Source organism: Secundilactobacillus angelensis, assembly GCF_012641075.1.
In the GTDB taxonomy this organism is placed as follows: domain Bacteria; phylum Bacillota; class Bacilli; order Lactobacillales; family Lactobacillaceae; genus Secundilactobacillus; species Secundilactobacillus angelensis.
The window spans coordinates 1-21515 of the sequence record NZ_JAAXLJ010000009.1 but is presented as its reverse complement, the minus strand read 5'-3'; the positions used below and the strand labels follow the sequence as shown (position 1 = coordinate 21515).

Below are 21515 nucleotides of genomic sequence, written 5' to 3'. Positions count from 1 at the left end.
CATGGAAAATAGCTAAAATCAATGTTAATTTAATTGTGAAATATAATTTAAACTAACCTTGAGGAGGTATTCATTATGACGTTGAATATTGGTATTATTGGCTTAGGATTTATGGGATCGGATCATGTTAAACGCGTTGCCACTAAAATTAACGGGGCAAGGTTGGCTGGTGTAGCGGATTTAAAACAAGACTTAGCAGAAAAATATGCTAAGGAATATGGAGCCAAGATTTACAAGAGTGGTATTGATTTAATTGATTCACCAGATATTGATGCAGTAATGGTTGTAACGCGGCCACATGAGACACATGAGCAATTTGTGCTGCATGCCATTGAAATTGGAAAGTATGTGTTCTGTGAAAAGCCATTGACTTTAACTGCAGCTGGATGTAAAAAAATTGTAGATGCTGAAGTGAAAGGTGGGAAACGGCTAGTTCAAGTTGGATTTATGAGACGTTTTGATCCTGGTTATATTGAAATTAAAAAGGCAATCGACGACCATGTATATGGTGAGCCATTATTAATCCATGCGACTCATCGTAATTGTTCAGTTGATGAAACGTATGATACTTCGATGTCAATCATAGAAACTGCCATCCATGAAGCCGACGTGTTACACTGGTTGCTGGGTGAGGATTATGAATCAGGGACTACTTTCCTACCGAAGAAACAGACAAAATATACTCATTCTAAGTTACATGATCCTCAAATTATTACTCTAGACACAAAGTCCGGTGTGCATATAGATCTAGAAGTCTTTGTTAACGATCAGATTGGCTACGATATTAATTGTAGTGTTGTTTGTGAAAACGGTATCATTAGCTTACGTTCTCCATTTAACTCATCGGTTAAAAAGGGCTTGTATGACCAGACCTATATTCCAAAAGATTGTACGGAACGTTTTGCAACCGCTTACGATAATGAAATTCAAGAATGGGTTAACGGCGTAGAAGCAGATAAGGTTACGGGGCCAAGTTCTTGGGATGGTTTGGTAGCCATGGTAACTTGTGATGCATTAGCCAAATCACGTGATAATGATGCCGAACGAGTAGCTATAGTTCTGCCTGACAAGAAGCCAAGTCTTTATTAATTTATTACAGAAAGGAAGAGAAGATTTAATGAAATTAGCATATGATCCATCGATGTTTCGCGATAACACATCATTTCATGACATGATTGAGAAAACCGCAAAACTCGGTTACAAGTATATAGAATTATCGCCACGGCAAGACTTTATTTGGTTCTATCAATATCCTAAAGTGAATTCTTCAATGATTAAAAACGTTAAGAAGTGGTTGAATGACGCTGGCGTGGCATTATCTTCCGTTTTGCCTGTTCAACAGTGGTCATCCCCTGATGAACAAGAACGTCAGGCGGCTGTTCGAAATATGCGAAGGACCATTGAAATCACGTCTGAATTAGGCGTTGATACGCTAAACACTGAATTTTCGGGTGATAAGCAGAATCCAGTGGCGTCTGAGGGACAATGGTACAAATCAATGGAAGAGTTAATTCCAGATTTTGAAAGGAATCATATTAAGCTTGAAATTCAAGCTCATCCCAACGATTTTATCGAATCTAGTGACGAAGCAGCCAAATTGATTCGGTCATTGGATAAAGATTGGGTTTCCCAAGTATGGTGTTCAGCTCATGCGTTTTATTCTGATGGTGGTGTTGGAGATGTTCGAAAACAAATTTTAGGCAGTAAAGATGTCCTTACTCATGTTTTAATTGCAGATACGTTGAACTATAAGAGTAATTTTGGTCTTAGATATATTATTAATCCTCCAGAAGCACCAGTTACCATTCATCAACACTTGAACCCTGGAGAAGGGGAAGTGGATTTTGAAGCTATGTATCAAGCGCTGAAGGAAATCAAATTTAATGGGATTGTTACAAATAATGTATTTGCTTGGCCTGATCGTGTGGTTTGGTCGAATAATCAAACTCTACCAAATATTAAAAAGGGTTTAGGATTGTAAAGGAGATCTAAAATGATTGAATTAAATAGATTTTGTTTAAATCGTAAGGCAGCACCTGGAATTTCTTTGGAGAAAACAATTCCGCTTGTGGCAGGTGTTGGAGTGACTAATATTGAGTTGCGTAATGATCTGTATGGAAGTGCTGATAACAACACAATCTTAGATCATCTCTCAGGTAAACAGGTGGCTGACTTATTAAAGGAAAATCACGTAAGTGTAGAAACTATTAACGCTATTGGTAACATGGATAAGCGTGATTTAATTGAGGATAATTTGCGAAGCTTGACAGAGATGCTGGAGATGAGTAAAGACTTTTCATTAAAAAACATTATCTTTTGTCCAGTACGATCAAAGGATGATACACGCAGTTCTGAACAACGACAAAAAGAGGCAATCGCTAATATTAAAGAATATTCAAAATTATTAGCAAAGTATAGCGTTAGTGGATTGCTGGAACCTTTAGGTTTCGAAGACAGTACCTTAAGAACCCCTTGGGAAGGGCAGAATGTTATTAAAGCGTCGGGCGTTGATAATTTTAAATTAGTAGCCGATACTTTTCATTATTACTTAGCATCTGTGACACCAAAGGAATTTGAAGAAAAAGTTGACGTTAATTATATTGGTTTAGTACACCTTAGTTCAGTTATCGACAAAAAAGCACGTAACGTTTTGGATGACCAAGATCGATATATGCTAGATAAAAATGATATTATGGAATCTGCACAGTGGGCAAAAAGATTTGAAGCTGCCGGTTATAAGGGTCTGTATGCTTTTGAGCCATTTTCGGACGACCTGAAGAAATGGGATACTGAAAAAGTAAAAGATGAATTAATGAAAAGTATAGATATGGTGCGTGAGTAATGCGACATGAATATTTTCTGAATTTAAGGTAATCGAGTAATACAAAACAAGAAGGTTCGACTTTGAGGTATTCTCAAAGTTTGACCTTCTTGTTTGCTTAAGATGCATATAGATGGATGTTAAAATATTTCCTTTATCTAAGCGATAACGTCAAGGTTGCTAGGCTTAGTTAAGTATGGAATGTAAATATTCCGGGTGGCTTTTTTGTTAGCTGCAGCAACTGTATAAGTTAGCTTAGGCTTGTATTGGTTTAATGCGATTTTGAACGTAGCTTGTTTACTGCTACCAGTGTTTTGAGCCTGGAGTAGTTTATGTCCGCTATATACCCGAACAGTGCGGTGGGTACCTAATGTGTGGACGACGATGGTCGCATCTGAAGAGGTACGAATTTCGCCAAGATCGATGACATCAGTAGTTGCGTAAGTTGAACTTGATAATTTTTTGATCTGGGTAACACGTTGATGTTTACTGGTTGTACCGTATAGTTCAAAAGTTTTGTACCCAGAGAATTTATAGTTTAACTTGTAAGCTTTATTTTTTAATTTATAGTAGGTAGTATGGTGATTGTACTTCACAGCCAGTAGTTTTACAGACTTTGGCGCTGTAACCTTCGTATTTAATCGAGATGAGGCATACGTGACTTTTTCCGTTTTGAGCTTGGGCAAGGATTTTGCGGAAGCTGATGTAGAAGTGACCAATGCTCCTCCAAGAAGGGCAATTAGCAGGCTGAAAGTAAACAGTAATTTTTGCATGCATTCTCCTTTGAGATAAACGTGATATGTGGAATAACAATTATTTGTGATGATATCACAATCTCTACACATCGTAAAGACGGTCTTAATATACAGAGACTGTATAAGACTGCTCATTATGACAGGTTAATATTAAAATTGCAAGGATTTATTCCGATAATGAAATATTCGGGAATGAATAGTGATATAGCCCTAGGTAGAGGCTTTTAACCAAATCTATTTGTTGCAATATGGTGTTCTTTGTGTGATGTTCAATAATTTCTTGCAATTAATTCGTTAACTTTTTAGATTATTTTGAATTTGGAGAGTTGTCGGGGCAACATGACAACTAATTTGTTTACCATTGAACTTAAAACTTCTATAATTAAGGAAACGCGTCGTCAGGGGATGATACCGTGATGGAAATGGTAATAGCTATTTTTTTACTCAGCTTTATCAATATTGGCTTTATCAGCATCCTGCAACGGTTAATGCATGTGCTGGATTATGATCTTGAAGGCAAAAACACGTCACCATGGCGGACTGAATTACTGTACACGCTGTATTTTACGGCTGTGACAGCTTTCGTTTTTGGGATGGCGCTCAGTTGTCCTACAACTGTGGAACGATTGATGTGGGTAAATTGTGTGTTAGTGTTGATGATGAGTTATACAGATGCGGTAAAAACCCGGCTAAATATAATTTTGGCATTGGTAGTCACAGTGGGATTGTTTTTCCTGACCACGACTTCTTTCAGTTACTGGTTACTCATGACACTGGCGATTGGCATTATTGCGCTCATGGGAGAGCGTCAATGGTTCTTTCCCTTTGACAGGCATCCAGCTGTGGTTTTAAGCGTTAAAGCGTGTATTGGTGCAATCTCTTGGTTGGGGTTGACTGCGATGCTCCACTTGTCATTTATAGTGCTGTTGACGATGTATGTTGTATACTTAGTTGTAACATTTATAACCTACTACTACATGGTACTTATTCGAAGAGAACACCTTAATAACGTGGATGCAGCGCGTAACGTGCTCTTCGATAATTTGACGCATGCCCGTAACTGGCTGAGTTTTAGATCCGATGCCGACGATTATTTTCAAAATTATAGTGCTTTAAACGTTATTGCCATGGACATTGATAATTTTAAGCATATTAATGATACTTATGGTCATTTAGCAGGAAATACCACTTTAATTCAATTTTCCAATCAACTAGAGAAAATCTTAGCTCAAAATACTGAAGGCGCAAGACTCTATCGGACTGGTGGAGAAGAATTTACGATTCTTTATCCAGGTGTTACTGAAGAAGTTGCAACCCAGCTAGCGGAGATTCTGCAAACTGCCGTTCATGATTTGCGGACAACCACTGAAAAGGGTCAGCAGATCAGAGTGACAGTGTCAATGGGTGTCGAAAACCGACGTGAGGATGACAAAGACGCACTAGATATTTTTAAACGTGCCGATCGATTGCTTTATGTGTCCAAACGAAACGGTAAAAACCAAATTTCGATTGGTGCAAAGGATTAAGTTTTGGTACAATGCAGAGTGAAGTCAAAGTTCGTTAAACCTTTTTAACCGATGATGAGGGAGTGATTGAAATGGCCGAGTTAGATCCGAAAAAATTTAAACACATTTTAGTTGGGGTTGATGACTCGCCGGATGCTCAATTAGCGTTCCGGTATGCCATGAACCGCGCTAAAGAAGATGACGCGGAGATGACCATTACTTCAGTTCTGGAATCTGATGATATGAATGTGTATCAGGCCTTAAGTAAAGACTTTGTACACGGCAAGCGTGATGAATTAGAAAAGCACGTTTTGGGTTATCGGGATTTAGCGCTACGGTTTGGTATCAAAAAGGTTAACGTCATCATTGGTGAAGGTGATCCTGGAGAAACCATCGTTAAGCAGATTATTCCCGAAGTTAAACCCGATTTGTTGATCATTGGATCATTGTCCAAGACAGGGATTCGGAAGCGGTTTGGATCCCAAGCAGCCTATATGGCAAAGTATGCCCCGATCTCTGTCTTGGTGATTCGGTAACGTTTGGACCATTCTTAGAAGTTAAATAAAAGAGATTGATTTTCCAAAAAAATGGAAAATCAATCTCTTTTATTTATTTTGTCCCTTACTTTTCCAATACTTAGTCACGTAATAATTCTGTCTGCTGACATAGTCAATCACCATGACGTCTGCCTTATCGATTAGGGTAGGTGCGCCAAAGGAGACAGATTCGAAGTCGACCAACTGTAACCCAATTTGATGTTCGCTAATCATGGAGACTCGCCCGGCATAGACCTCTGGAGCAGTGACCAAACTGATGAGGCGCTGTTCTCCTTGGCATTCCGCCAGTAATCGGTCAACTGTCTGCCAGCTGTGCGGGAGTTGTGTTGCGAGCTGAAACGGATCAAAAATACCGGCAGCTTGGTTTTCTCTGGTCATTGATTGACAAAAATCTAGGTAAGCAGAATCAGTCACAATCTTAGCAATGCGCGAATGGTTAATGATTTCCACACTATCTACTTGTCCGTTATCATCAATGGATATAATGAGCAGTTGGTGAGGGTTTTCGCCCACGACGCTACCGACAATAAATGACTCATCATCGTCTTCCAAATAAATTTCCAAGAGCTTATTGGTCATCTTCCATTTCGCCTCGTTCCTTGGCTTCTTGATTGAGTTTTTGGGCTTTGCCAAAGTCTTCGGTGACAACGTAGCTGCGGATTCCCCACCAATAAAAGCCTAGTGACGCGATGATAATGACGATGAAATCTAGTGGGTAGGGAATCCAGTTTTGGCCGTTAAATTGATGACTGCCAATGTAGGACATGATTGAAATAAAAATCAGGTAACCAATCATCCAACCACTGGCTTTAAAGGCCTGTCGAGTTGAAACAAAGTGGTTACGCCATTCATAGTAGAAGTAGAAGGGTAATCCTAATAGGATAATTAAAATAACTTGAACGGTGGTGGGCCACATTGCCCAGTAGGTTGCTAATGACGCGAGCACAAATGAAAATGGCGCGATCCACGACAATCGTTTTAGGCGAATCGGGCGGTAGAGTTTCGGCCCCATTTTTCGTAAGGACACAGCTGTGACCGGTCCAGTTAAGTAGGCAATTAAAGTGGCTGTTGAGAGGACGGTTGCTAGTACAGCCCATGATCTAAAGACGGTGACCATGACCATACTCAACAGCGTGTTAATCATCATGGCATTACGTGGGATGCCGTATTTTAAGTTGATTTTCCCCAGAAAATGAGGCACGTGACGGTTACCTTCCATAGCGAAAAGTGCCCGAGCTGTGTTGGCAACGAAGGAAACGCCGGTACCAAACGGAGAGACAAAAGCGTCCATATACAACAGGACGGATAGCCAATGAATTCCCAGTAAGATTGCCATGTCCGCAAATGGGGAGTTGAAGACGATGCCGTGCCAGCCAGTAGCTGCAATCATTTTTGGTGGAATTGCCGTGATGAAGGTGCTTTGCAGGATCACGTACAAGATCCCGCTGATCAGTAAAGAAATGGTGATTCCGCGACCGATGTTTTTCTTAGGGTGTTCAATTTCACCACCCATATTAATGACCGTTTGAAAGGCGTCGAAGGAGAAGATGATCCCTGCGGCGGAAGTAGCAGTAAAAATGGGGGCAGAACCATATGGCATGAAGTCATGAAGGTTACTGCCGTAGTTACCAGGATGAAAGCCTGATAAGGTCAGCATCACGATGGTCAATAACGGGATACCAATTTTAAACACTGAGATTAAACTGGTGAAGCGAGTCAAGATGGTGACTGACCAGAAATTCAGTGCCGTAAAAACAATGATGAAACCAAATACGACGAATAAGCCGCTGGTCGTAATCACGCCGTTGCTGAGAAAATGGTGAGTCCAGCGTGCCCAAGACCATGGCCAGGTGCTCATGTACTGAACTGCTGCCACGGCCTCGATGGGTATCAACGTAATCAAAGATACCCAGTTAGCCCAGGCTGCGATGAAACCTAACAAGGAGCCGTGGGAGTATTGGGCATATTTGCTCATACCGCCAGATTCAGGGAACATCGCTCCGATTTCAACGTAGTCATAGGCAATGGAGCCAATGACTAAGCCCCCGATGATCCAGGAGAATATGGCAGCTGGGCCAGCAATCTTGGTGGCTTCCCACGAGCCAAACAGCCAGCCAGACCCAATCAAGGAACCCAGCGCCAGCATGACTAGTTGGAAGAGGTTTATTTTTTTGAATTTTGGTGCTTCCATATGCTGTCCTCCCTTTTTTATATTCTAAATGTTACAAGTATGTATGAAAGAAGGGCCGAATTGAAAGATTGCCAATTCGACCCTCCCAGCTTATTATTCTTGATCCTGACTCATCTTTGTTCGGAAAGGACTCTCAATTTTTTGACCAGGTTCGTTAGCTAGATTCGTCCGAACCACCAGGACGTCGCAAGTTGCATTTCGAGTAACAAAGTCCGTCACAGAACCGTTCATTACCCGTTCCAGTGCGCCCATTCCAGTAGCACCCATCATGATCAAATCGTTTTGGTGATCCTTGGTGAAGTCAAAGGCAATCACTGTTTTAGGATTTCCGAAACGGATGTGGGTACTAATATCAGTTAAACCATACTTCTCTTTGACTTGCTTAGCTAATTCAGCTAAGTATTCCGTTGCATCCTCGACTAAGGAGTTGACGATGGCACCGTTTGATAATCCGCCGTAATAGTTGGATTGGTGGGTATCAATGATACTCAGCAAATCAAGGTGTGATTTATTTCGAGTTGCAACACCGATGGCTTTTGCGAGTGCTAACTCCGCAAACTTTGAGGTATCCAGTGGTACAACGATTGAATTGTATTTTAACATGTGTCTTACTCCCCTATATCAAGCAGGTTGGGCTTGTAATTGGATGAATCAGGTTTAAATTGGGTGACCTATACCCGACCTAAAACGACTTGAGTTGCTTCTGCCAGTATGTGACCTGCCATCGCGTCATGTAACTGGTTAAGCCAGAAGCCATCGTGTAAAGGCAGTTTAGCATCCAAAGCGTAAACCGTCACAGTATAACGATGATCCTTATCTGGCGGCAGCGGACCAGTATAGTGCTGACTGGTCTGCAGATTTTGGTTATTGACTAAGCGTCCGGCAGTGGAATTATTACCGAAAGTCATAGGAACGTCGCCAGACTGGCTGGCGTTTTCAGGAATCGCAGTTAGATTACCGGGCAAGTTGGCAGCTACCCAATGAATCCACGTGAACCCACCAACTGGAATTGCGTCGTGATCGATCATAGTAACTGCATAGGTTTCAGTCCCTGCAGGTGCGTCTTTTATTTCAATTGGAAATGAGCGAACGGGACCATCATCGATTCGATACTCCTTGGGTGCGTACTTACCGTAGATATCAGGCAAGTAACCGTTTGTAACTGGCACTTTGATTTCCATCGTATCACGTCCTTTGTTGAACTTGTTTCTATTATAACGCAATTTAACTGTAGCGCGACAACTACTGTTTAACGGGGGACACCAAGTCAAAATAATCGCTAATAGTCTAGATTTCGCATTGCATTTAGCCTTCTGGGCGGGTTATGCTATTTTAAAGATGTTAAGGTGGAGGCAAAAGTGGAGAATACTGATAAAATTGCAATTTTACAAAAACTCGTTCAAATCGAGTCAGTCAACGGCAATGAAGCTGTAGTTGCCCATTACTTGGCGTCCTTATTTGAGCCCTATCACCAGTCAGCTAAAGTGGAACTTGTGACGTATTCACCTGGACGGGACAATTTGGTGGTCACCATCGGTCAGCCAGAAGGTAAACAGCTAGGATTATCCGGCCACGAAGACGTGGTGGATCCAGGGAATTTGGCTGCGTGGCATCACGATCCATTCGCTGGAGAAATTGTTGATGGTCATTTATTTGGGCGTGGTGCCTCTGATATGAAGAGCGGGCTGGCAGCTATTGTGATTGCCATGCTGGAGTTACTGGAAAACGGCACCCACTTAAATGGCTCGGTTCGGCTGCTAGCGACGGTGGGTGAAGAGACTGGTGAGTACGGTGCCGCACAACTCACGAAGGCCGGGTACGCAGATCATTTGGCCGGCTTAGTGATTGCCGAGCCCACTGGGTTAGATAAAATTGCCTACACCGCTCGCGGGGTCATTGATTATCACGTAGATTCCATTGGTAAATCTGTCCATAGTGCGCAGTCTGCTAAGGGGATTAACGCCATTGATAATTTGATTGTGTTCTACAACGAAGTGACTGAAATCATGAAACAATTCGATAAGATGGATCCGGTATTAGGCGGTCTTCTGCATAATGTTGACCTGATCTCTGGTGGCGAACAAATCAACTCAATCCCTGACAAAGCTCGTTTATCGGCTAACGTTCGTACCATTCCCGCTTATCCTAACCAGATGATATACGACACGCTGGAAAGACTTGTGCATCACTTAAACGATAGACCAGGGTTCCAACTGAAGCTGTCGTATAGCTATCCAGAGGAGGCCATTCCAGGCCGACCGGATGCTCCATTGGTCAAGTTAGCTCAAAAGATCGGTCATCGAGTGATTGGCAATCGGGTCATTCCAGTGGGTGCTGGCGGAGCTAGTGATGCCTCAGAATTTCTGCAATCAAAGGCGCGATTCTCCGCAATTGTATACGGGCCTGGCACTAATACTTCTCACGAAGCGGATGAATATGTTGAAATTAATCAGTTTTTGCAGGCGACGTTGCTGTATCGGCAATTGGCTTTGGCGTTTTTGGTAGATTGAGGTTATGGTGTCTAAATGGGCTACTCCAGGCAGACAGCTACATGTAACGGCGTATCAACTAAAATCTAAGACCAGGATCTTTGTCGACACGCCGTTACACTCCGCTATCTAATCGCCTGGCCTCGCACCTTATTTTTTGGAGGAACAACCATGCAAATTTCAAAGGGGCACGCCAACTTCATGCTGCTTATCGCTGCTATGATTTGGGGCGCCGGATACATTTTTTCTAAGCTGGCCACTAACGCCAATATGCAGGCGGGTATGATCAACGCGATTCGGGGATTCATTTATGCCGGTCTAGCTTTTATTTTTTTCCATAAGGCGATTCTCAAAATGACCAGACTTGATCTGAGGACCGGTTTAACTGCCGGCTTTATCAACTTTTTAGGGTACCAGTTTCAGACTTGGGGATTACGGTTTACTACCCCTTCGAATAACGCTTTTTTGACTGCGATTTACGTCGTGATTATCCCTGTCATTATTTGGGTTATCTATAAGCGGCGCCCAGAAGCGAAGAGTTACCCCGCAATTATTATTGCCATTATTGGCATGGGCTTTTTAACCAATGTCGTTCAAAATGGGTTTACTTTACATATCGGCGATTTATTAACGTTAATTTCGGCCTTTTTCTACGCCTTGCAAATTGTCTACTTTGGGATGCGAACAACCAGTACCAGTCCGTTTGCGTTGTCGTTTATGTTGGGAATCACCCAGGGCGGTTTTGGCTTGGTATGGTCACTCATATTCGAACATGCCAGTTACAGCGCTATTAATTGGCAGGCTGGTCTGTGGCCGGTGGTAGTTCTGGGTATCTTGTCCTCGTTTGGTGCTCAAACGCTTCAAATTTTGGGACAGCGATTTACCGATCCAACCCCAGCCGGATTGATTTTGATGACTGAATCCATGTTTGGCAGTATTTTCTCAGTGGTCCTCGGATTCGAACCCTTTACAACGCACTTGTTACTCGGCGGTGTGCTGATCATTATTGCTATTCTAATCATGCAACTCGATTTTTCACGGTTTCAGTCAGTTAAATAGTGGTACTCAAAAGCAGCGTTCACAATGCACCCTGATGGGAGCTTGTGAACGCTGCTTTTGATCAAGTTCGACTGAATATTGCGCGACTCATTACTTCACAAAACGAAGCACGTAGTTGCCTTGTGCATCTGAAGTAATCGTATAGTTGGAATATCCATCCTTCAGCCATTGCGATTTCGTGGCTTGGGCCCAACTCTTGGCGTCTGAGACGGAAGAGAAGGTATGGGGCTGACTGAATGTGATGGATCCTGAGTTGTTGTTGCTGTTATCGGTTTTCTTGGAAGATGACCCAGCTGAGTTAGAAGTAGTATTGGCGGAGCTAGACGACTGCTGAGTGTTGCCCTTAGGCTTGGTGTTGTCTAGCTTTTTTTGTTCGCTGTTCTTAATTGTTGCATCTGATTCCTGATTAATCGAACTTTGCAAAGAGCTTCGCTGAGACGAAGTGATCCCTTTATCAGCATAGGTTGACCCGTTTGCCGAGCCAGCACTAGAATTATTAGGGTTTGAATTGGGCGTATCGTTTTCAGATGCGCTATCAGACCCAGTGTTACTACTTGAACTATTATCATTAACAGATTGTTCGGTGTTTTGAGCACCATTTTCGACTTTAGTCGAGCGGTTAGCAAGCCAAACGCCAACACCGATGACCAGCACCAATGTGACCAGGATGCTGATGAGAATCTGCCGAAAATGCGATGGCCGTTTCGGTGGCTTACGCTTTGAAGCTGATTGCTTGTCGGTGTTGAAATTATAGCGTTGCATGCGCGATTGCGGTTCTTGATTATTCACGTAAAATACCTCCAATATCAAGAACGGGCGAACAAGCCATGAAATACTACTAGTGACAGTTTAACTCATTTAGGCTTAAAGTTTACTATTTTTTGCTCATTTTGTAAAATTTGATGCGAATTTCTCAGGATTAAATATGGTAAAATTAGAGTTAGCATTGTATAGCGAAAGGTGGTTTTAATTGTGCATAATGATATTCCTCAGATTCCGTTAGCAAATGGTAATACGATTCCTCAATTGGGTTTAGGTGTTTTTCAAGTTGATAACGAAAGTGATATTAAAAACTCGGTGAAGTGGGCATTAGAAGCCGGCTACCGTCATATTGATACTGCGGCTTACTATGCTAATGAACAGTGGGTCGGCGAAGCGATTCGTGAAAGTGGTTTGGATCGCAAAGATTTATTTGTGACCTCAAAACTCTGGAATAACGTTCGCGGTTACGACGAAACTAAGCAGGCCTTTCAAGAAAGCCTCGATAAACTAGGTCTGGATTATCTCGATCTTTATTTAATTCACTGGCCAGCACCGGGTTACGTTGAGAGCTGGAAAGCCATGGAAGATCTTTACCGCGATGGCAAGATTAAAAACATCGGTGTTTCTAACTTTGAACAAAATCAACTGGAAGACTTAATGAGTAAGACCGACATCAAACCAGAAATCGACCAAGTTGAAACGCACCCTTACTTCCAACAAACTGAACTTCACGCTTATTTAGAGAGTCAAGGCATTCAGCATGAAGCTTGGAGTCCACTTGGTGGCGGTAAAAACAGCGCCATCAAGGATCCCTTGTTTGAAAAATTAGCTAAAACCCACAATGTGACACCAGCACAAGTGATTCTGCGTTGGCACGTTCAACGTGAAGAAATCGTGATCCCTAAGTCAATTCATGAAGACCGGGTTAAAAATAACCGCGACATCTTCGCTTTTGGACTTGATGAAGCTGAAATGGCTGAGATTGCTAAATTAGATCAGGGTAAGCGAGTTGGTCCGGATCCTCAAAACACCGAATGGCTGAAAAAGTCTCAGGAATACGGTGCCCGTAAATAAATAAAAAGTTTAATAGTCTGAGTAGCAGTCGTCTGACTGATATTCAGACTATTTTTTGTCGTTAGGTTTGCTTCACTAGCTCAGCTTCGTTAGAATAACGATAGGGTTTCTTAAACGATTGAAGCAACTAAGCAGAGGGGCGATTTTTTGACGCATCGAGCAAAATGGATGACGATATCCGTTATCATTTACGTGATTTTTGTCATCTGTGCAGTAGAATTCAAGTTACTTGACCCAGCGAAAATCGGCTTGTCATGGACCGTTTTCTGGTATATTGCTGCTGCCGGTTTTATGTACTACTTTTACTTCAAAAATATGGCTTATCAAGAAGTGATTTATTACGCGCGCCAATTTCATTTAACGAAAGTGGACTTGGAAGCTATGATGCCAGACCGGAAGAATACGGCGGAAGTACCAGATCCAGAACACCCGAGTATTTTGACGCCGCTTATCCAAGTCCCGCTGAGTGTGACTAATCGACTAACGGATGTGTTAGAAAAACGGGCGAAAGAAGAACGGGTTAAGCCGTTTAAATAGGGCTGGTAGACGCGGAAATGAATTGAGCAAGGGTAGATCGGGTCAATAGTTTGATTTAAATTGGTCTTTGCTTGACACATTACCTTTCAGCATGATAGCATGAGTCTACTTTATTACTTCTCAACTCAAGTAGTGCTCAGTCTGGGTGTCAGAAAGTCGGTGGTTGCTGCGAACCGATCAGGGCTGTGTAACCAAATACTGAGAAGTATCGTACGGAAAGTTCTAGATCCGTTATCATCTAGTGAGTGAGGAGTATTTGCGTACTTCTAAGCTGGGTGGTACCACGGTTAGTCCAATCGTCCCTGTTGCGTCTTTGACGTAGCAGGGACGATTTTTTATTCGAAGGGGTTGTTAACGATGGAAAAAAGATCAGACGTAAAATTTGGCGAAGCAATCGCCGTTTTATTAATAATGTTAGTGGTGATGGGGGTAGGGGTGATTGGCTTTAAAATTAGTCCGCAGATTCCAGTACTGGTGGTGATTGCCCTAGTACTGCTGTGGGCTAGATTTCGGCACTTCAGTTGGAATGAGATTCATAAGGGGATTACAGAAGGTGTCACGACAGGAATCGTACCAATTTTTATCTTTATTTTGATTGGGGTATTAATTAGTGTTTGGATCGCAGCTGGAATTATTCCATCCTTAATGGTGGCTGGCTTTCATATGCTTAGTGTTCAATGGTTTGTGCCATCAGTGTTTATTGTTTGCGCGCTGATTGGGACTTCGATTGGGAGCGCCTTTACCACGATTTCAACCGTTGGAATCGCGCTGTTTGGGATGGGAACTACGATGAACTTGAATCCCGCACTGGTTGCAGGGGCAATTATCTCTGGTGCTATTTTTGGCGATAAAACGTCACCTCTATCAGACTCAACTAATTTGGCGTCAGCGATTGCGGATGCCGATTTGTTTAAGCATATTAAGAACCTGATGTGGTCGACGATTCCAGCCTTCTTAGTTTCGCTGATCTTATACGCCATTTTAGGTCACGGTGCTGCCAGCAGTGATGCACTGACTAAGGTGTCTTCAACGGTGAACATCCTTAGCGGTCACTATGACATCACCTGGTGGGCGGCATTACCGATTTTGCTGATGTTCGTGTGTGCGTTCATGAAGATTCCAGCGATTGGTACGTTATTGATCAATATTACAGTGGCTGTCGTCATGATTTTTATTGAAAATCCAGCAACTAAGATTCCGGATTTGGTAAAAATGATGGAGACGGGGTTTGTTTCTCACACCGGTAATCAAGCGGTGGATGCTTTACTGAGTCGGGGTGGTATTTCGTCTGTGATGGGGACCGTCTCGCTGATCTTCATGACCCTTTCACTGGGTGGCCTACTGATGAAATTTGATTTGATTCAAATTGCCATGAAGCCGTTAGTCTCACGCCTGCATCGTAACGGGGATTTAGTAACCGCCGGAATCTTTGCTGGAATCGGTGTGAATCTGTTCGTAGGAGAGCAATACCTATCGACAATTTTACCTGGTAAAGCCTTTAAGAAGCCGTTCAATGATCATGGCCTTGATAACCTGGCATTGAGTCGAGTATTGGAAGATGGTGGTACAGTTATCAACTACTTAGTACCGTGGGGCGTTGCTAGTTCCTTTGCCGCTGGGACGTTAGGTGTCAGCACGTTAGCATTTCTACCGTTTTGTTTCTTCAGCCTTTTGTCGCCGGTCTTCTCAATTCTGAGTGGGTACACGGGAATTGGTTTGAAGAGGTTACCACAAACTAGTGCAGCAAAGTCTTAAAAAAATTCCAAAATAATTTATAAAGCAGATGGTCAAAGACTTGTAATCTTGTTCATCTGCTTTATTTAGTTGAGTATCAAGGTAACTTTACGAGCGTGGTAGAATCTAAATATCGGGCAACCTTGCCAAGGGAGGAATCATTTTGTGATGACTTTTTACACTTATTCATACTTGAAAAATCAAAACTTCACCACGAGCTATATTCGACTCACAATTTTAACCATTCTGTTGATTGCGGCAGCGGTGGTTTTTCTAAAGTATTTTCGGGATCGAACTTCAGTAAAATACCGTGATTTGCTAGTGATCTTTTTGACAGCGAGTCTATTGTTAATTAGTTTTCAGTTTCAAAATTTTTCAATCCTTCAAAATACTAAGCATAATAGTAATAATGTGTTGGGGATCCTAAGCAGGATTGCAAAGCAAAATCACGTCTCACCGCGAGATCTGCAAACCAATACAGCTACAGCCAGTGATCAAATGTTGGTTCGGGATAGCCAGCACCATCAGTATTATCGGGTGCTGTATAACGATGATCAATCCGGCTTTATGACTGAGAAAATTAACGTCCAGTTAACAAAAACAAAACTGAAAGTAGTGGGGGAATACTAATGTTTGCGTATAGTGATGTGTTAATCAAATTAGTGATTGGCTTTTTGTTCATTACCGTTTTAATTAATCTGACTGGGAAGAGTAACTTAGCCCCAACTTCAGCGATGGACCAAATTCAAAACTATGTATTAGGTGGCATCGTTGGTGGTGTGCTCTATAATCCAAGTATTACGCTCATTCAATTCATTATCATTTTACTGATCTGGTCATTACTGATTTTGATCATGCGATATGTCACGATACATAGTCAGGTGATGCAAAAATTTCTAAATGGCGATCCGGTAACCGTGGTTCGAAACGGCGAAATATTAGTGGAAAATTGTTTGCGAGCGAACTTGCCCGCCAAAGAAGTCGCTTTAAAGCTGAGAATGGCTGGCGTGACTGATGTGACCATGGTCAAGCGCGCCGTATTGGAGCAAAGCGGTCAGCTGACGATTGTCAATCAGGGTGACGCTAACATTAAGTTCCCGGTGATTACGGATGGTACAGTGGATCCGGACGTTCTTGACCTGATGGAAAAGGATCAGGCGTGGTTAGAAGAAGCCTTGCGCCGACAAGGAATCGAACGTATCAAGGACGTCTATTTAGCAGAGTTCAGAAATAATCAGTTGGTGGTTGCAAAATATCATCACTAATCATGAGGCTGTGACACAACTCGGTAGATTCCAGAATATAATACCAAAAACGTCATTCCGATGGGTTTTATCGGGATGGCGTTTTTGGTGTTATATGGCCGGAATCTGAAGTTGTGGAACAGGTTAAGGCTATATGCAAGTCACGAACTAAAGCAAATTTTAGGATGTGTGTGAGTTGAGAAATTGAACTAAATCCTTGTCGAGATAGACTTATGTCACAAACATATTCTAAAGTTCACCAGTCAAAAATTGCGCGTTGCCGTTGCCAAAACTCCAATCAGCGTCTGAATTCATGGTTAAGTTGACCATGACATCCTCGGGTCGAACGCCAGCTTGATCTGAAAGTTCCTTAACTAGATTATGGTAGAAAGTTTCCTTTTGTTCTTGCGTTCTAGGTCGTGAAGTAATGCTAAAGACCAATACCTTTTCGGTACGGGTAAATCCTAAACCGGTATCGAGGATCTGCATTTCATACGGTTCGTGTTGTGCGACGACTTGATAACGGTCACCTTCAGGGGCGTTAAAAGCATCTAACATCACTCGATAGGAAATATCGAGGATTTGTTTGATTTCTTCCTCATTGCGGCCCTTCAACATATCAATTCTCATTAGTGGCATACTGCCCACCGCCTCTCTAAATTAGTGGTGTTGTTTGCAGAGCTGGTTACCAATCACGTTGATTATAAACATTGGCAGTTTGAAAAGCCATTAGGAAGACTGATATTTTAGCAAACAAAAGATGACCAACGATTCGCAAATCGTTGGTCATCTTTATATATAGATTAATAAGAATCGCCGTTTAGAACTGAGTTTTTAACCACTACGTAGTCAACCAGGCGGATATCCATCAGTTTGCTACCACCGGCATAAGAAATCGAGCTTTGCAGGTCTTGTTGCATTTCTGACAGTGTATCAGCAATATCACCACGGTAAGGGACAAGCATTTGTTTACCCTCAACGTTACGATAGGCGCCCTTTTGCGTTTCTGAAGCAGAACCCCAGTATTGTTTGTAGGTTTTACCATCAATTTTGATGATGCTACCGGGAGATTGTTGATGTCCGGCCAGCAGTGAACCAATCATGACCATGGTCGCACCGAAGCGAATTGATTTGGCAATGTCGCCATTATAGCGAATGCCGCCATCAGCGATGAGAGGCTTGCTAGCAGCTTTAGAGCAAAGCCGTAACGCTGCTAATTGCCAACCACCGGTACCGAACCCGGTTTTGAGTTTGGTGATGCAGGCTTTACCTGGACCAATGCCCACTTTAGTAGCGTCGGCACCGGCGTTTTCCAGTTCCCGGACAGCTTCGGGCGTACCAACGTTACCAGCAATGACGAAACTATCAGGCAGGTATTTCTTGATGTGCTGAATCATTCGAATCACGGAGTTAGAATGCCCATGCGCGATGTCGATGGTGATATATTCTGGGACATCGTTGGCAGCTGCTAACTCCTGAATGAAATCAAGTTCTTCCTGCTTAACGCCGACACTAATTGAAGCAAAGAGGTCTTTACCGTGCATCATCTTAACGAAGTCGTGTCGCTTTTCTGGTTGGAAACGGTGCATGATATAGAAATATTCGTGTTGCGCCAGCCAAACAGCCAGGTCGTCGTTAATCACGGTTTCCATATTGGCGGGAACCACCGGGATCTTGAATGTCCGTGGACCAAATTTGACTGAAGTATCGGCTTCGGATCGGCTCTCAATAATACATTTATTTGGGATCAGTTGAATGTCTTCGTAGTCAAATACTTCTGGGTTCATCATTGCATGTCTCCTTATTCTTTAACGGTTGTATCGGTATCTTGCCAAGCGTCAATTAAAACGTTGGTTTGATTCCGGTCAGGGCCAACTGAGAAGGTGGCAATATCGACACCGACCAGTTCAGCCAAACGGTTAACATAGTTTTGAGCGTTAACTGGCAAATCTTCAAAATTCTTAACACCGGTAATATCTTCATCCCAGCCTGGAAATTCCTCGTAGACTGGTTTACAGTTTCTAAGTTCCTTCAGACTAGCAGGGTAGTGGTAAATCGTTTTGCCATTAAGTTCGTAGGCCGAAGCAATCTTCAAAGTCTTAAGCCCGGTCAGTACGTCCAAGCAGTTGAGTGAAAGGTGAGTTAAACCAGACACCCGTTTAGCATGGCGCATAACAACGGAATCAAACCAGCCTATACGGCGAGGACGCTTAGTAACGGTCCCGTATTCGTGGCCAGCTTCACGGATGAAGTCGCCAGTTTCGTCATTCAATTCAGTTGGAAATGGTCCGTCACCGACTCGGGAAGTGTAGGCTTTGCAGGCACCAACCACTTCGTCGATTTTAGAAGGACCAACGCCATTACCAATCGTTACCCCACCGGCAACAGGGCTGGAACTAGTGACGAATGGATAAGTTCCGTGGTCGATATCTAACATGACGCCTTGAGCACCTTCAAAGAGAACGTGCTTACCTGCATCAATGGCATCGTTGATGACGACTGATGTGTCAGTCACGTACTGTTTAATTTCTTGACCATATTCATAGAAGGGTTCGTAAATATCTTCAAACTTCAATGGTTCATGATCATACAGCTTCGTGATCATTTCGTTCTTTTCCTCGAGATTTTGACGGAGTTTTTCTTCAAAAGTATCTTTTTCAAGTAAATCAGCTACCCGGATACCGATTCGCTCAGCTTTATCCATGTAAGCTGGACCGATACCCTTATTAGTTGTTCCAATTTTAGCTGTCTTGGCTGCTTCTTGTAATTGATCAATGAGGATGTGGTAGGGCAAAATAACGTGTGCCCGGTTAGAAATCCGCAGATTATCCGTAGAAACGTTGCGGTCGTGTAGGTAATGGAGTTCTTCAACCAATGATTTAGGGTTAAGTACAACACCGTTACCAATGACACTTAACTTGTCTGAGTAGAAGATCCCAGATGGAATTAAGTGTAACTTGTAAGTTTCACCTTTAAAGACAATGGTATGCCCAGCATTGTCGCCACCTTGATAACGCGCGACAACATCTGCCTGCTTGCTCAGAAAGTCAGTAATTTTACCCTTACCTTCGTCGCCCCATTGACTCCCTACTACTACGATAGATGACATTAGAACACCTCATATCTTTAAATTGCTGTGGAAGTTAAACACGAACAACCCAGCAATTTATATACTAACAAGTTGAAGACAAAAAAGCAAGAGAAATACGAATAATATCAAGATATATTCCGCAAACGTTCTTATTTGTTGTATCGATAGCTAATAGTGGAGTTTTTATTAACGATTAAACGCCATATCATTAAATTAAGCATGCAATGATGATTATATTATGTTATGATTTTAGTGGAAATTCAGTGTTGAATTTCAAATAATGTTCGTCTTTTAATGAAATCAATCAGAAATGAGGATTACAATGCTCGAAAGATATACACGCCCAGAAATGGCGAAAATTTGGTCACTCCATAACCAGTACCAATCTTGGCTGGAAGTCGAAATTGCGGTGGATGAAGCGTGGGCTAAGTTAGGCGTCGTCCCTCAAGCAGACGTTGACAAGATTAACGAGAAAGCTACCTTTAATGAGGATCGAATTGCCGAAATCGAAGCTGTTACTCATCATGATGTTGTGGCGTTCACCCGTGACGTTTCTGAATCACTAGGGGAAGAACGCAAGTGGATCCATTATGGCATGACTAGTACCGACGTTGTGGATACAGCGCAAGGTTACCGGTTGAAGCAGGCCAACGAACTGTTACGACAGGATTTATTACATTTAAAAGAAGTTGTTAAACAACAAGCGCTTAAGTATAAGGATACTGTGATGATTGGCCGGACACACGGTGTTCAAGCGGAGCCAACTACTTTTGGACTTAAATTAGCCCGCTGGTATTCTGAAATTAACCGCGACATTGATCGCTTTAACGCAGCGGCGAAGGAAGTTGAAGCAGGTAAGATCAGTGGCGCAGTGGGTACTTTTGCCAACGTGCCACCATTCGTTGAAAAATACGTCTGCGATAAATTAGGGATCCGAGCTCAAGAAATCACTAGCCAAGTCCTACCGCGTGATTTGCACGCTAACTACATTGCGACATTAGCACTGATTGGCACAAGTTTAGAAGAATTTGCCACTGAAATTCGTTCGTTGCAGCGTTCTGAAATTCATGAAGTTGAGGAACATTTCAATAAAGGGCAGAAGGGTTCATCAGCTATGCCGCATAAACGTAACCCAATTGGCTCAGAAAATATTACCGGACTGGCTCGAGTATTGAGGGGCCATGTTCAAACTGCATATGAAGATGTTTCCCTATGGCATGAACGTGATATTTCCCATTCATCAGCTGAACGGATTATTTTGCCAGACACAACAGCAACGTTGGATTATATGTTGCATCGCTTCGCAAGAATCGTTGAGAATCTGACGGTCTTCCCAGAGCGGATGAAGCATAATATGACTTTGACCTATGGCCTGATTTACAGCCAGCGGGTCATGTTGAAGCTGATTGATGCTGGTTTAACTAGAGAAACGGCCTATGATTTGGTTCAACCACTAACAGCAAAGGCTTGGGATGAAGGCGTTCAGTTCCGACCACTAGTGGAAGGAAACGAAACCATCATGTCGCATCTATCAGAGGATGATATTGACGATGCCTTTGATTACCATTATCATATCCGCAGGGTTGATGAGATTTTTGGGAGGATTGGATTGAAGTAAGGTGTGAAGGAAAGCGTTTAGAGAGCGGAGTGGAAGGGGCTTAGGACAAAAATACCGGGGGTTGATTTATGTTCGAAG

22 protein-coding genes are annotated in these 21515 nt (G+C 42.6%); 13 read left to right on the top strand and 9 right to left on the bottom strand.

What is annotated here, in order from left to right; genetic code table 11:
• Positions 1-75 precede the first annotated feature (75 nt).
• From HC026_RS06550 to HC026_RS06540, 3 genes are read left to right on the top strand one after another with little or no spacing between them, the layout of a single operon-like run.
• Complete coding sequence (locus tag HC026_RS06550) at positions 76-1089, top strand: Gfo/Idh/MocA family protein (RefSeq protein WP_168925196.1); 1014 nt, start codon at positions 76-78, stop codon at positions 1087-1089.
• A 28-nt stretch (positions 1090-1117) separates the two neighbouring features.
• On the top strand, positions 1118-1981 hold the full coding sequence (locus tag HC026_RS06545) for a sugar phosphate isomerase/epimerase family protein (RefSeq protein WP_168925195.1): 864 nt from the start codon (positions 1118-1120) through the stop codon (positions 1979-1981).
• A gap of 12 nt (positions 1982-1993) precedes the next feature.
• Positions 1994-2842: a sugar phosphate isomerase/epimerase family protein gene (locus HC026_RS06540; protein ID WP_168925194.1), complete on the top strand. Its 849-nt coding sequence runs from the start codon at positions 1994-1996 to the stop codon at positions 2840-2842.
• Positions 2843-2979: 137 nt separating this feature from the next.
• On the opposite strand, the gene HC026_RS06535 is transcribed toward HC026_RS06540, so the two are convergent.
• Positions 2980-3594: a hypothetical protein gene (locus HC026_RS06535; RefSeq protein ID WP_168925193.1), complete on the bottom strand. Its 615-nt coding sequence runs from the start codon at positions 3592-3594 to the stop codon at positions 2980-2982.
• A 398-nt stretch (positions 3595-3992) separates the two neighbouring features.
• On the opposite strand from HC026_RS06535, the gene HC026_RS06530 reads away from it, so the two are divergent.
• Complete coding sequence (locus HC026_RS06530) at positions 3993-5102, top strand: GGDEF domain-containing protein (RefSeq protein WP_168925192.1); 1110 nt, start codon at positions 3993-3995, stop codon at positions 5100-5102.
• Positions 5103-5173: 71 nt separating this feature from the next.
• Positions 5174-5617, top strand: a complete 444-nt coding sequence (locus HC026_RS06525) for a universal stress protein (protein WP_168925191.1) — start codon at positions 5174-5176, stop codon at positions 5615-5617.
• Between the two features lie 69 nt (positions 5618-5686).
• On the opposite strand, the gene HC026_RS06520 is transcribed toward HC026_RS06525, so the two are convergent.
• The 4 genes from HC026_RS06520 to HC026_RS06505 form a co-directional block, all read right to left on the bottom strand.
• Positions 5687-6217, bottom strand: a complete 531-nt coding sequence (locus HC026_RS06520; RefSeq protein WP_168925190.1) for a hypothetical protein — start codon at positions 6215-6217, stop codon at positions 5687-5689.
• The gene (locus HC026_RS06515) at positions 6207-7829 is read right to left on the bottom strand and encodes an APC family permease (protein WP_168925189.1); all 1623 of its coding nucleotides are present in this window, start codon (positions 7827-7829) and stop codon (positions 6207-6209) included. Before HC026_RS06515 ends, HC026_RS06520 begins: the two co-directional genes overlap by 11 nt.
• 93 nt (positions 7830-7922) lie before the next feature.
• The gene (locus HC026_RS06510; protein ID WP_168925188.1) at positions 7923-8432 is read right to left on the bottom strand and encodes a universal stress protein; all 510 of its coding nucleotides are present in this window, start codon (positions 8430-8432) and stop codon (positions 7923-7925) included.
• A gap of 68 nt (positions 8433-8500) precedes the next feature.
• On the bottom strand, positions 8501-9010 hold the full coding sequence (locus HC026_RS06505; RefSeq protein WP_168925187.1) for a YbhB/YbcL family Raf kinase inhibitor-like protein: 510 nt from the start codon (positions 9008-9010) through the stop codon (positions 8501-8503).
• Positions 9011-9187: 177 nt separating this feature from the next.
• On the opposite strand from HC026_RS06505, the gene HC026_RS06500 reads away from it, so the two are divergent.
• Positions 9188-10339 (top strand): ArgE/DapE family deacylase, encoded by a 1152-nt coding sequence (locus tag HC026_RS06500; RefSeq protein ID WP_168925186.1) that lies wholly within the window; start codon positions 9188-9190, stop codon positions 10337-10339.
• A gap of 150 nt (positions 10340-10489) precedes the next feature.
• Complete coding sequence (locus HC026_RS06495; protein ID WP_211089439.1) at positions 10490-11377, top strand: DMT family transporter; 888 nt, start codon at positions 10490-10492, stop codon at positions 11375-11377.
• A gap of 90 nt (positions 11378-11467) precedes the next feature.
• On the opposite strand, the gene HC026_RS06490 is transcribed toward HC026_RS06495, so the two are convergent.
• On the bottom strand, positions 11468-12166 hold the full coding sequence (locus HC026_RS06490; RefSeq protein WP_168925185.1) for a hypothetical protein: 699 nt from the start codon (positions 12164-12166) through the stop codon (positions 11468-11470).
• Positions 12167-12349: 183 nt separating this feature from the next.
• On the opposite strand from HC026_RS06490, the gene HC026_RS06485 reads away from it, so the two are divergent.
• The 5 genes from HC026_RS06485 to HC026_RS06465 all read left to right on the top strand — a co-directional run bounded on the left by HC026_RS06485 (position 12350) and on the right by HC026_RS06465 (position 16749).
• A complete protein-coding gene (locus HC026_RS06485; RefSeq protein WP_168925184.1) occupies positions 12350-13213 on the top strand; it encodes an aldo/keto reductase in 864 nt (287 codons plus the stop codon).
• A gap of 147 nt (positions 13214-13360) precedes the next feature.
• On the top strand, positions 13361-13750 hold the full coding sequence (locus HC026_RS06480) for a hypothetical protein (RefSeq protein WP_168925183.1): 390 nt from the start codon (positions 13361-13363) through the stop codon (positions 13748-13750).
• 357 nt (positions 13751-14107) lie between these two features.
• A complete protein-coding gene (gene nhaC / locus HC026_RS06475) occupies positions 14108-15505 on the top strand; it encodes a Na+/H+ antiporter NhaC (protein ID WP_168925182.1) in 1398 nt (465 codons plus the stop codon).
• Positions 15506-15652: 147 nt separating this feature from the next.
• On the top strand, positions 15653-16114 hold the full coding sequence (locus HC026_RS06470; protein ID WP_232843668.1) for a DUF3290 family protein: 462 nt from the start codon (positions 15653-15655) through the stop codon (positions 16112-16114).
• On the top strand, positions 16114-16749 hold the full coding sequence (locus HC026_RS06465) for a DUF421 domain-containing protein (protein WP_168925180.1): 636 nt from the start codon (positions 16114-16116) through the stop codon (positions 16747-16749). Before HC026_RS06470 ends, HC026_RS06465 begins: the two co-directional genes overlap by 1 nt.
• Before the next feature lie 228 nt (positions 16750-16977).
• Here HC026_RS06465 and HC026_RS06460 read toward each other — a convergent pair whose 3' ends face one another.
• The 3 genes from HC026_RS06460 to HC026_RS06450 form a co-directional block, all read right to left on the bottom strand.
• Positions 16978-17367: a tautomerase family protein gene (locus tag HC026_RS06460; RefSeq protein ID WP_168925179.1), complete on the bottom strand. Its 390-nt coding sequence runs from the start codon at positions 17365-17367 to the stop codon at positions 16978-16980.
• 164 nt (positions 17368-17531) lie between these two features.
• Positions 17532-18515 carry a GMP reductase gene (locus HC026_RS06455; RefSeq protein ID WP_168925252.1) on the bottom strand — a complete coding sequence of 328 codons (984 nt, stop codon included), beginning with the start codon at positions 18513-18515 and terminating at the stop codon, positions 17532-17534.
• 14 nt (positions 18516-18529) lie between these two features.
• Positions 18530-19837: an adenylosuccinate synthase gene (locus tag HC026_RS06450; RefSeq protein WP_168925178.1), complete on the bottom strand. Its 1308-nt coding sequence runs from the start codon at positions 19835-19837 to the stop codon at positions 18530-18532.
• A 304-nt stretch (positions 19838-20141) separates the two neighbouring features.
• On the opposite strand from HC026_RS06450, the gene purB reads away from it, so the two are divergent.
• The gene (gene purB / locus HC026_RS06445; RefSeq protein ID WP_168925177.1) at positions 20142-21437 is read left to right on the top strand and encodes an adenylosuccinate lyase; all 1296 of its coding nucleotides are present in this window, start codon (positions 20142-20144) and stop codon (positions 21435-21437) included.
• Positions 21438-21515 lie beyond the last annotated feature (78 nt).

Coding starts and splice junctions, on each gene's coding strand:
- HC026_RS06550 (WP_168925196.1), top strand. CDS start 76: ATGACGTTGAATATTGGTATTATTGGCTTAGGATTTATGGGATCGGAT.
- purB (WP_168925177.1), top strand. CDS start 20,142: ATGCTCGAAAGATATACACGCCCAGAAATGGCGAAAATTTGGTCACTC.
- HC026_RS06460 (WP_168925179.1), bottom strand. CDS start 17,367: ATGCCACTAATGAGAATTGATATGTTGAAGGGCCGCAATGAGGAAGAA.
- HC026_RS06545 (WP_168925195.1), top strand. CDS start 1,118: ATGAAATTAGCATATGATCCATCGATGTTTCGCGATAACACATCATTT.
- HC026_RS06470 (WP_232843668.1), top strand. CDS start 15,653: ATGACTTTTTACACTTATTCATACTTGAAAAATCAAAACTTCACCACG.
- nhaC (WP_168925182.1), top strand. CDS start 14,108: ATGGAAAAAAGATCAGACGTAAAATTTGGCGAAGCAATCGCCGTTTTA.
- HC026_RS06495 (WP_211089439.1), top strand. CDS start 10,490: ATGCAAATTTCAAAGGGGCACGCCAACTTCATGCTGCTTATCGCTGCT.
- HC026_RS06540 (WP_168925194.1), top strand. CDS start 1,994: ATGATTGAATTAAATAGATTTTGTTTAAATCGTAAGGCAGCACCTGGA.
- HC026_RS06525 (WP_168925191.1), top strand. CDS start 5,174: ATGGCCGAGTTAGATCCGAAAAAATTTAAACACATTTTAGTTGGGGTT.
- HC026_RS06515 (WP_168925189.1), bottom strand. CDS start 7,829: ATGGAAGCACCAAAATTCAAAAAAATAAACCTCTTCCAACTAGTCATG.
- HC026_RS06510 (WP_168925188.1), bottom strand. CDS start 8,432: ATGTTAAAATACAATTCAATCGTTGTACCACTGGATACCTCAAAGTTT.
- HC026_RS06450 (WP_168925178.1), bottom strand. CDS start 19,837: ATGTCATCTATCGTAGTAGTAGGGAGTCAATGGGGCGACGAAGGTAAG.
- HC026_RS06520 (WP_168925190.1), bottom strand. CDS start 6,217: ATGACCAATAAGCTCTTGGAAATTTATTTGGAAGACGATGATGAGTCA.
- HC026_RS06530 (WP_168925192.1), top strand. CDS start 3,993: ATGGAAATGGTAATAGCTATTTTTTTACTCAGCTTTATCAATATTGGC.
- HC026_RS06465 (WP_168925180.1), top strand. CDS start 16,114: ATGTTTGCGTATAGTGATGTGTTAATCAAATTAGTGATTGGCTTTTTG.
- HC026_RS06535 (WP_168925193.1), bottom strand. CDS start 3,594: ATGCAAAAATTACTGTTTACTTTCAGCCTGCTAATTGCCCTTCTTGGA.
- HC026_RS06455 (WP_168925252.1), bottom strand. CDS start 18,515: ATGAACCCAGAAGTATTTGACTACGAAGACATTCAACTGATCCCAAAT.
- HC026_RS06505 (WP_168925187.1), bottom strand. CDS start 9,010: ATGGAAATCAAAGTGCCAGTTACAAACGGTTACTTGCCTGATATCTAC.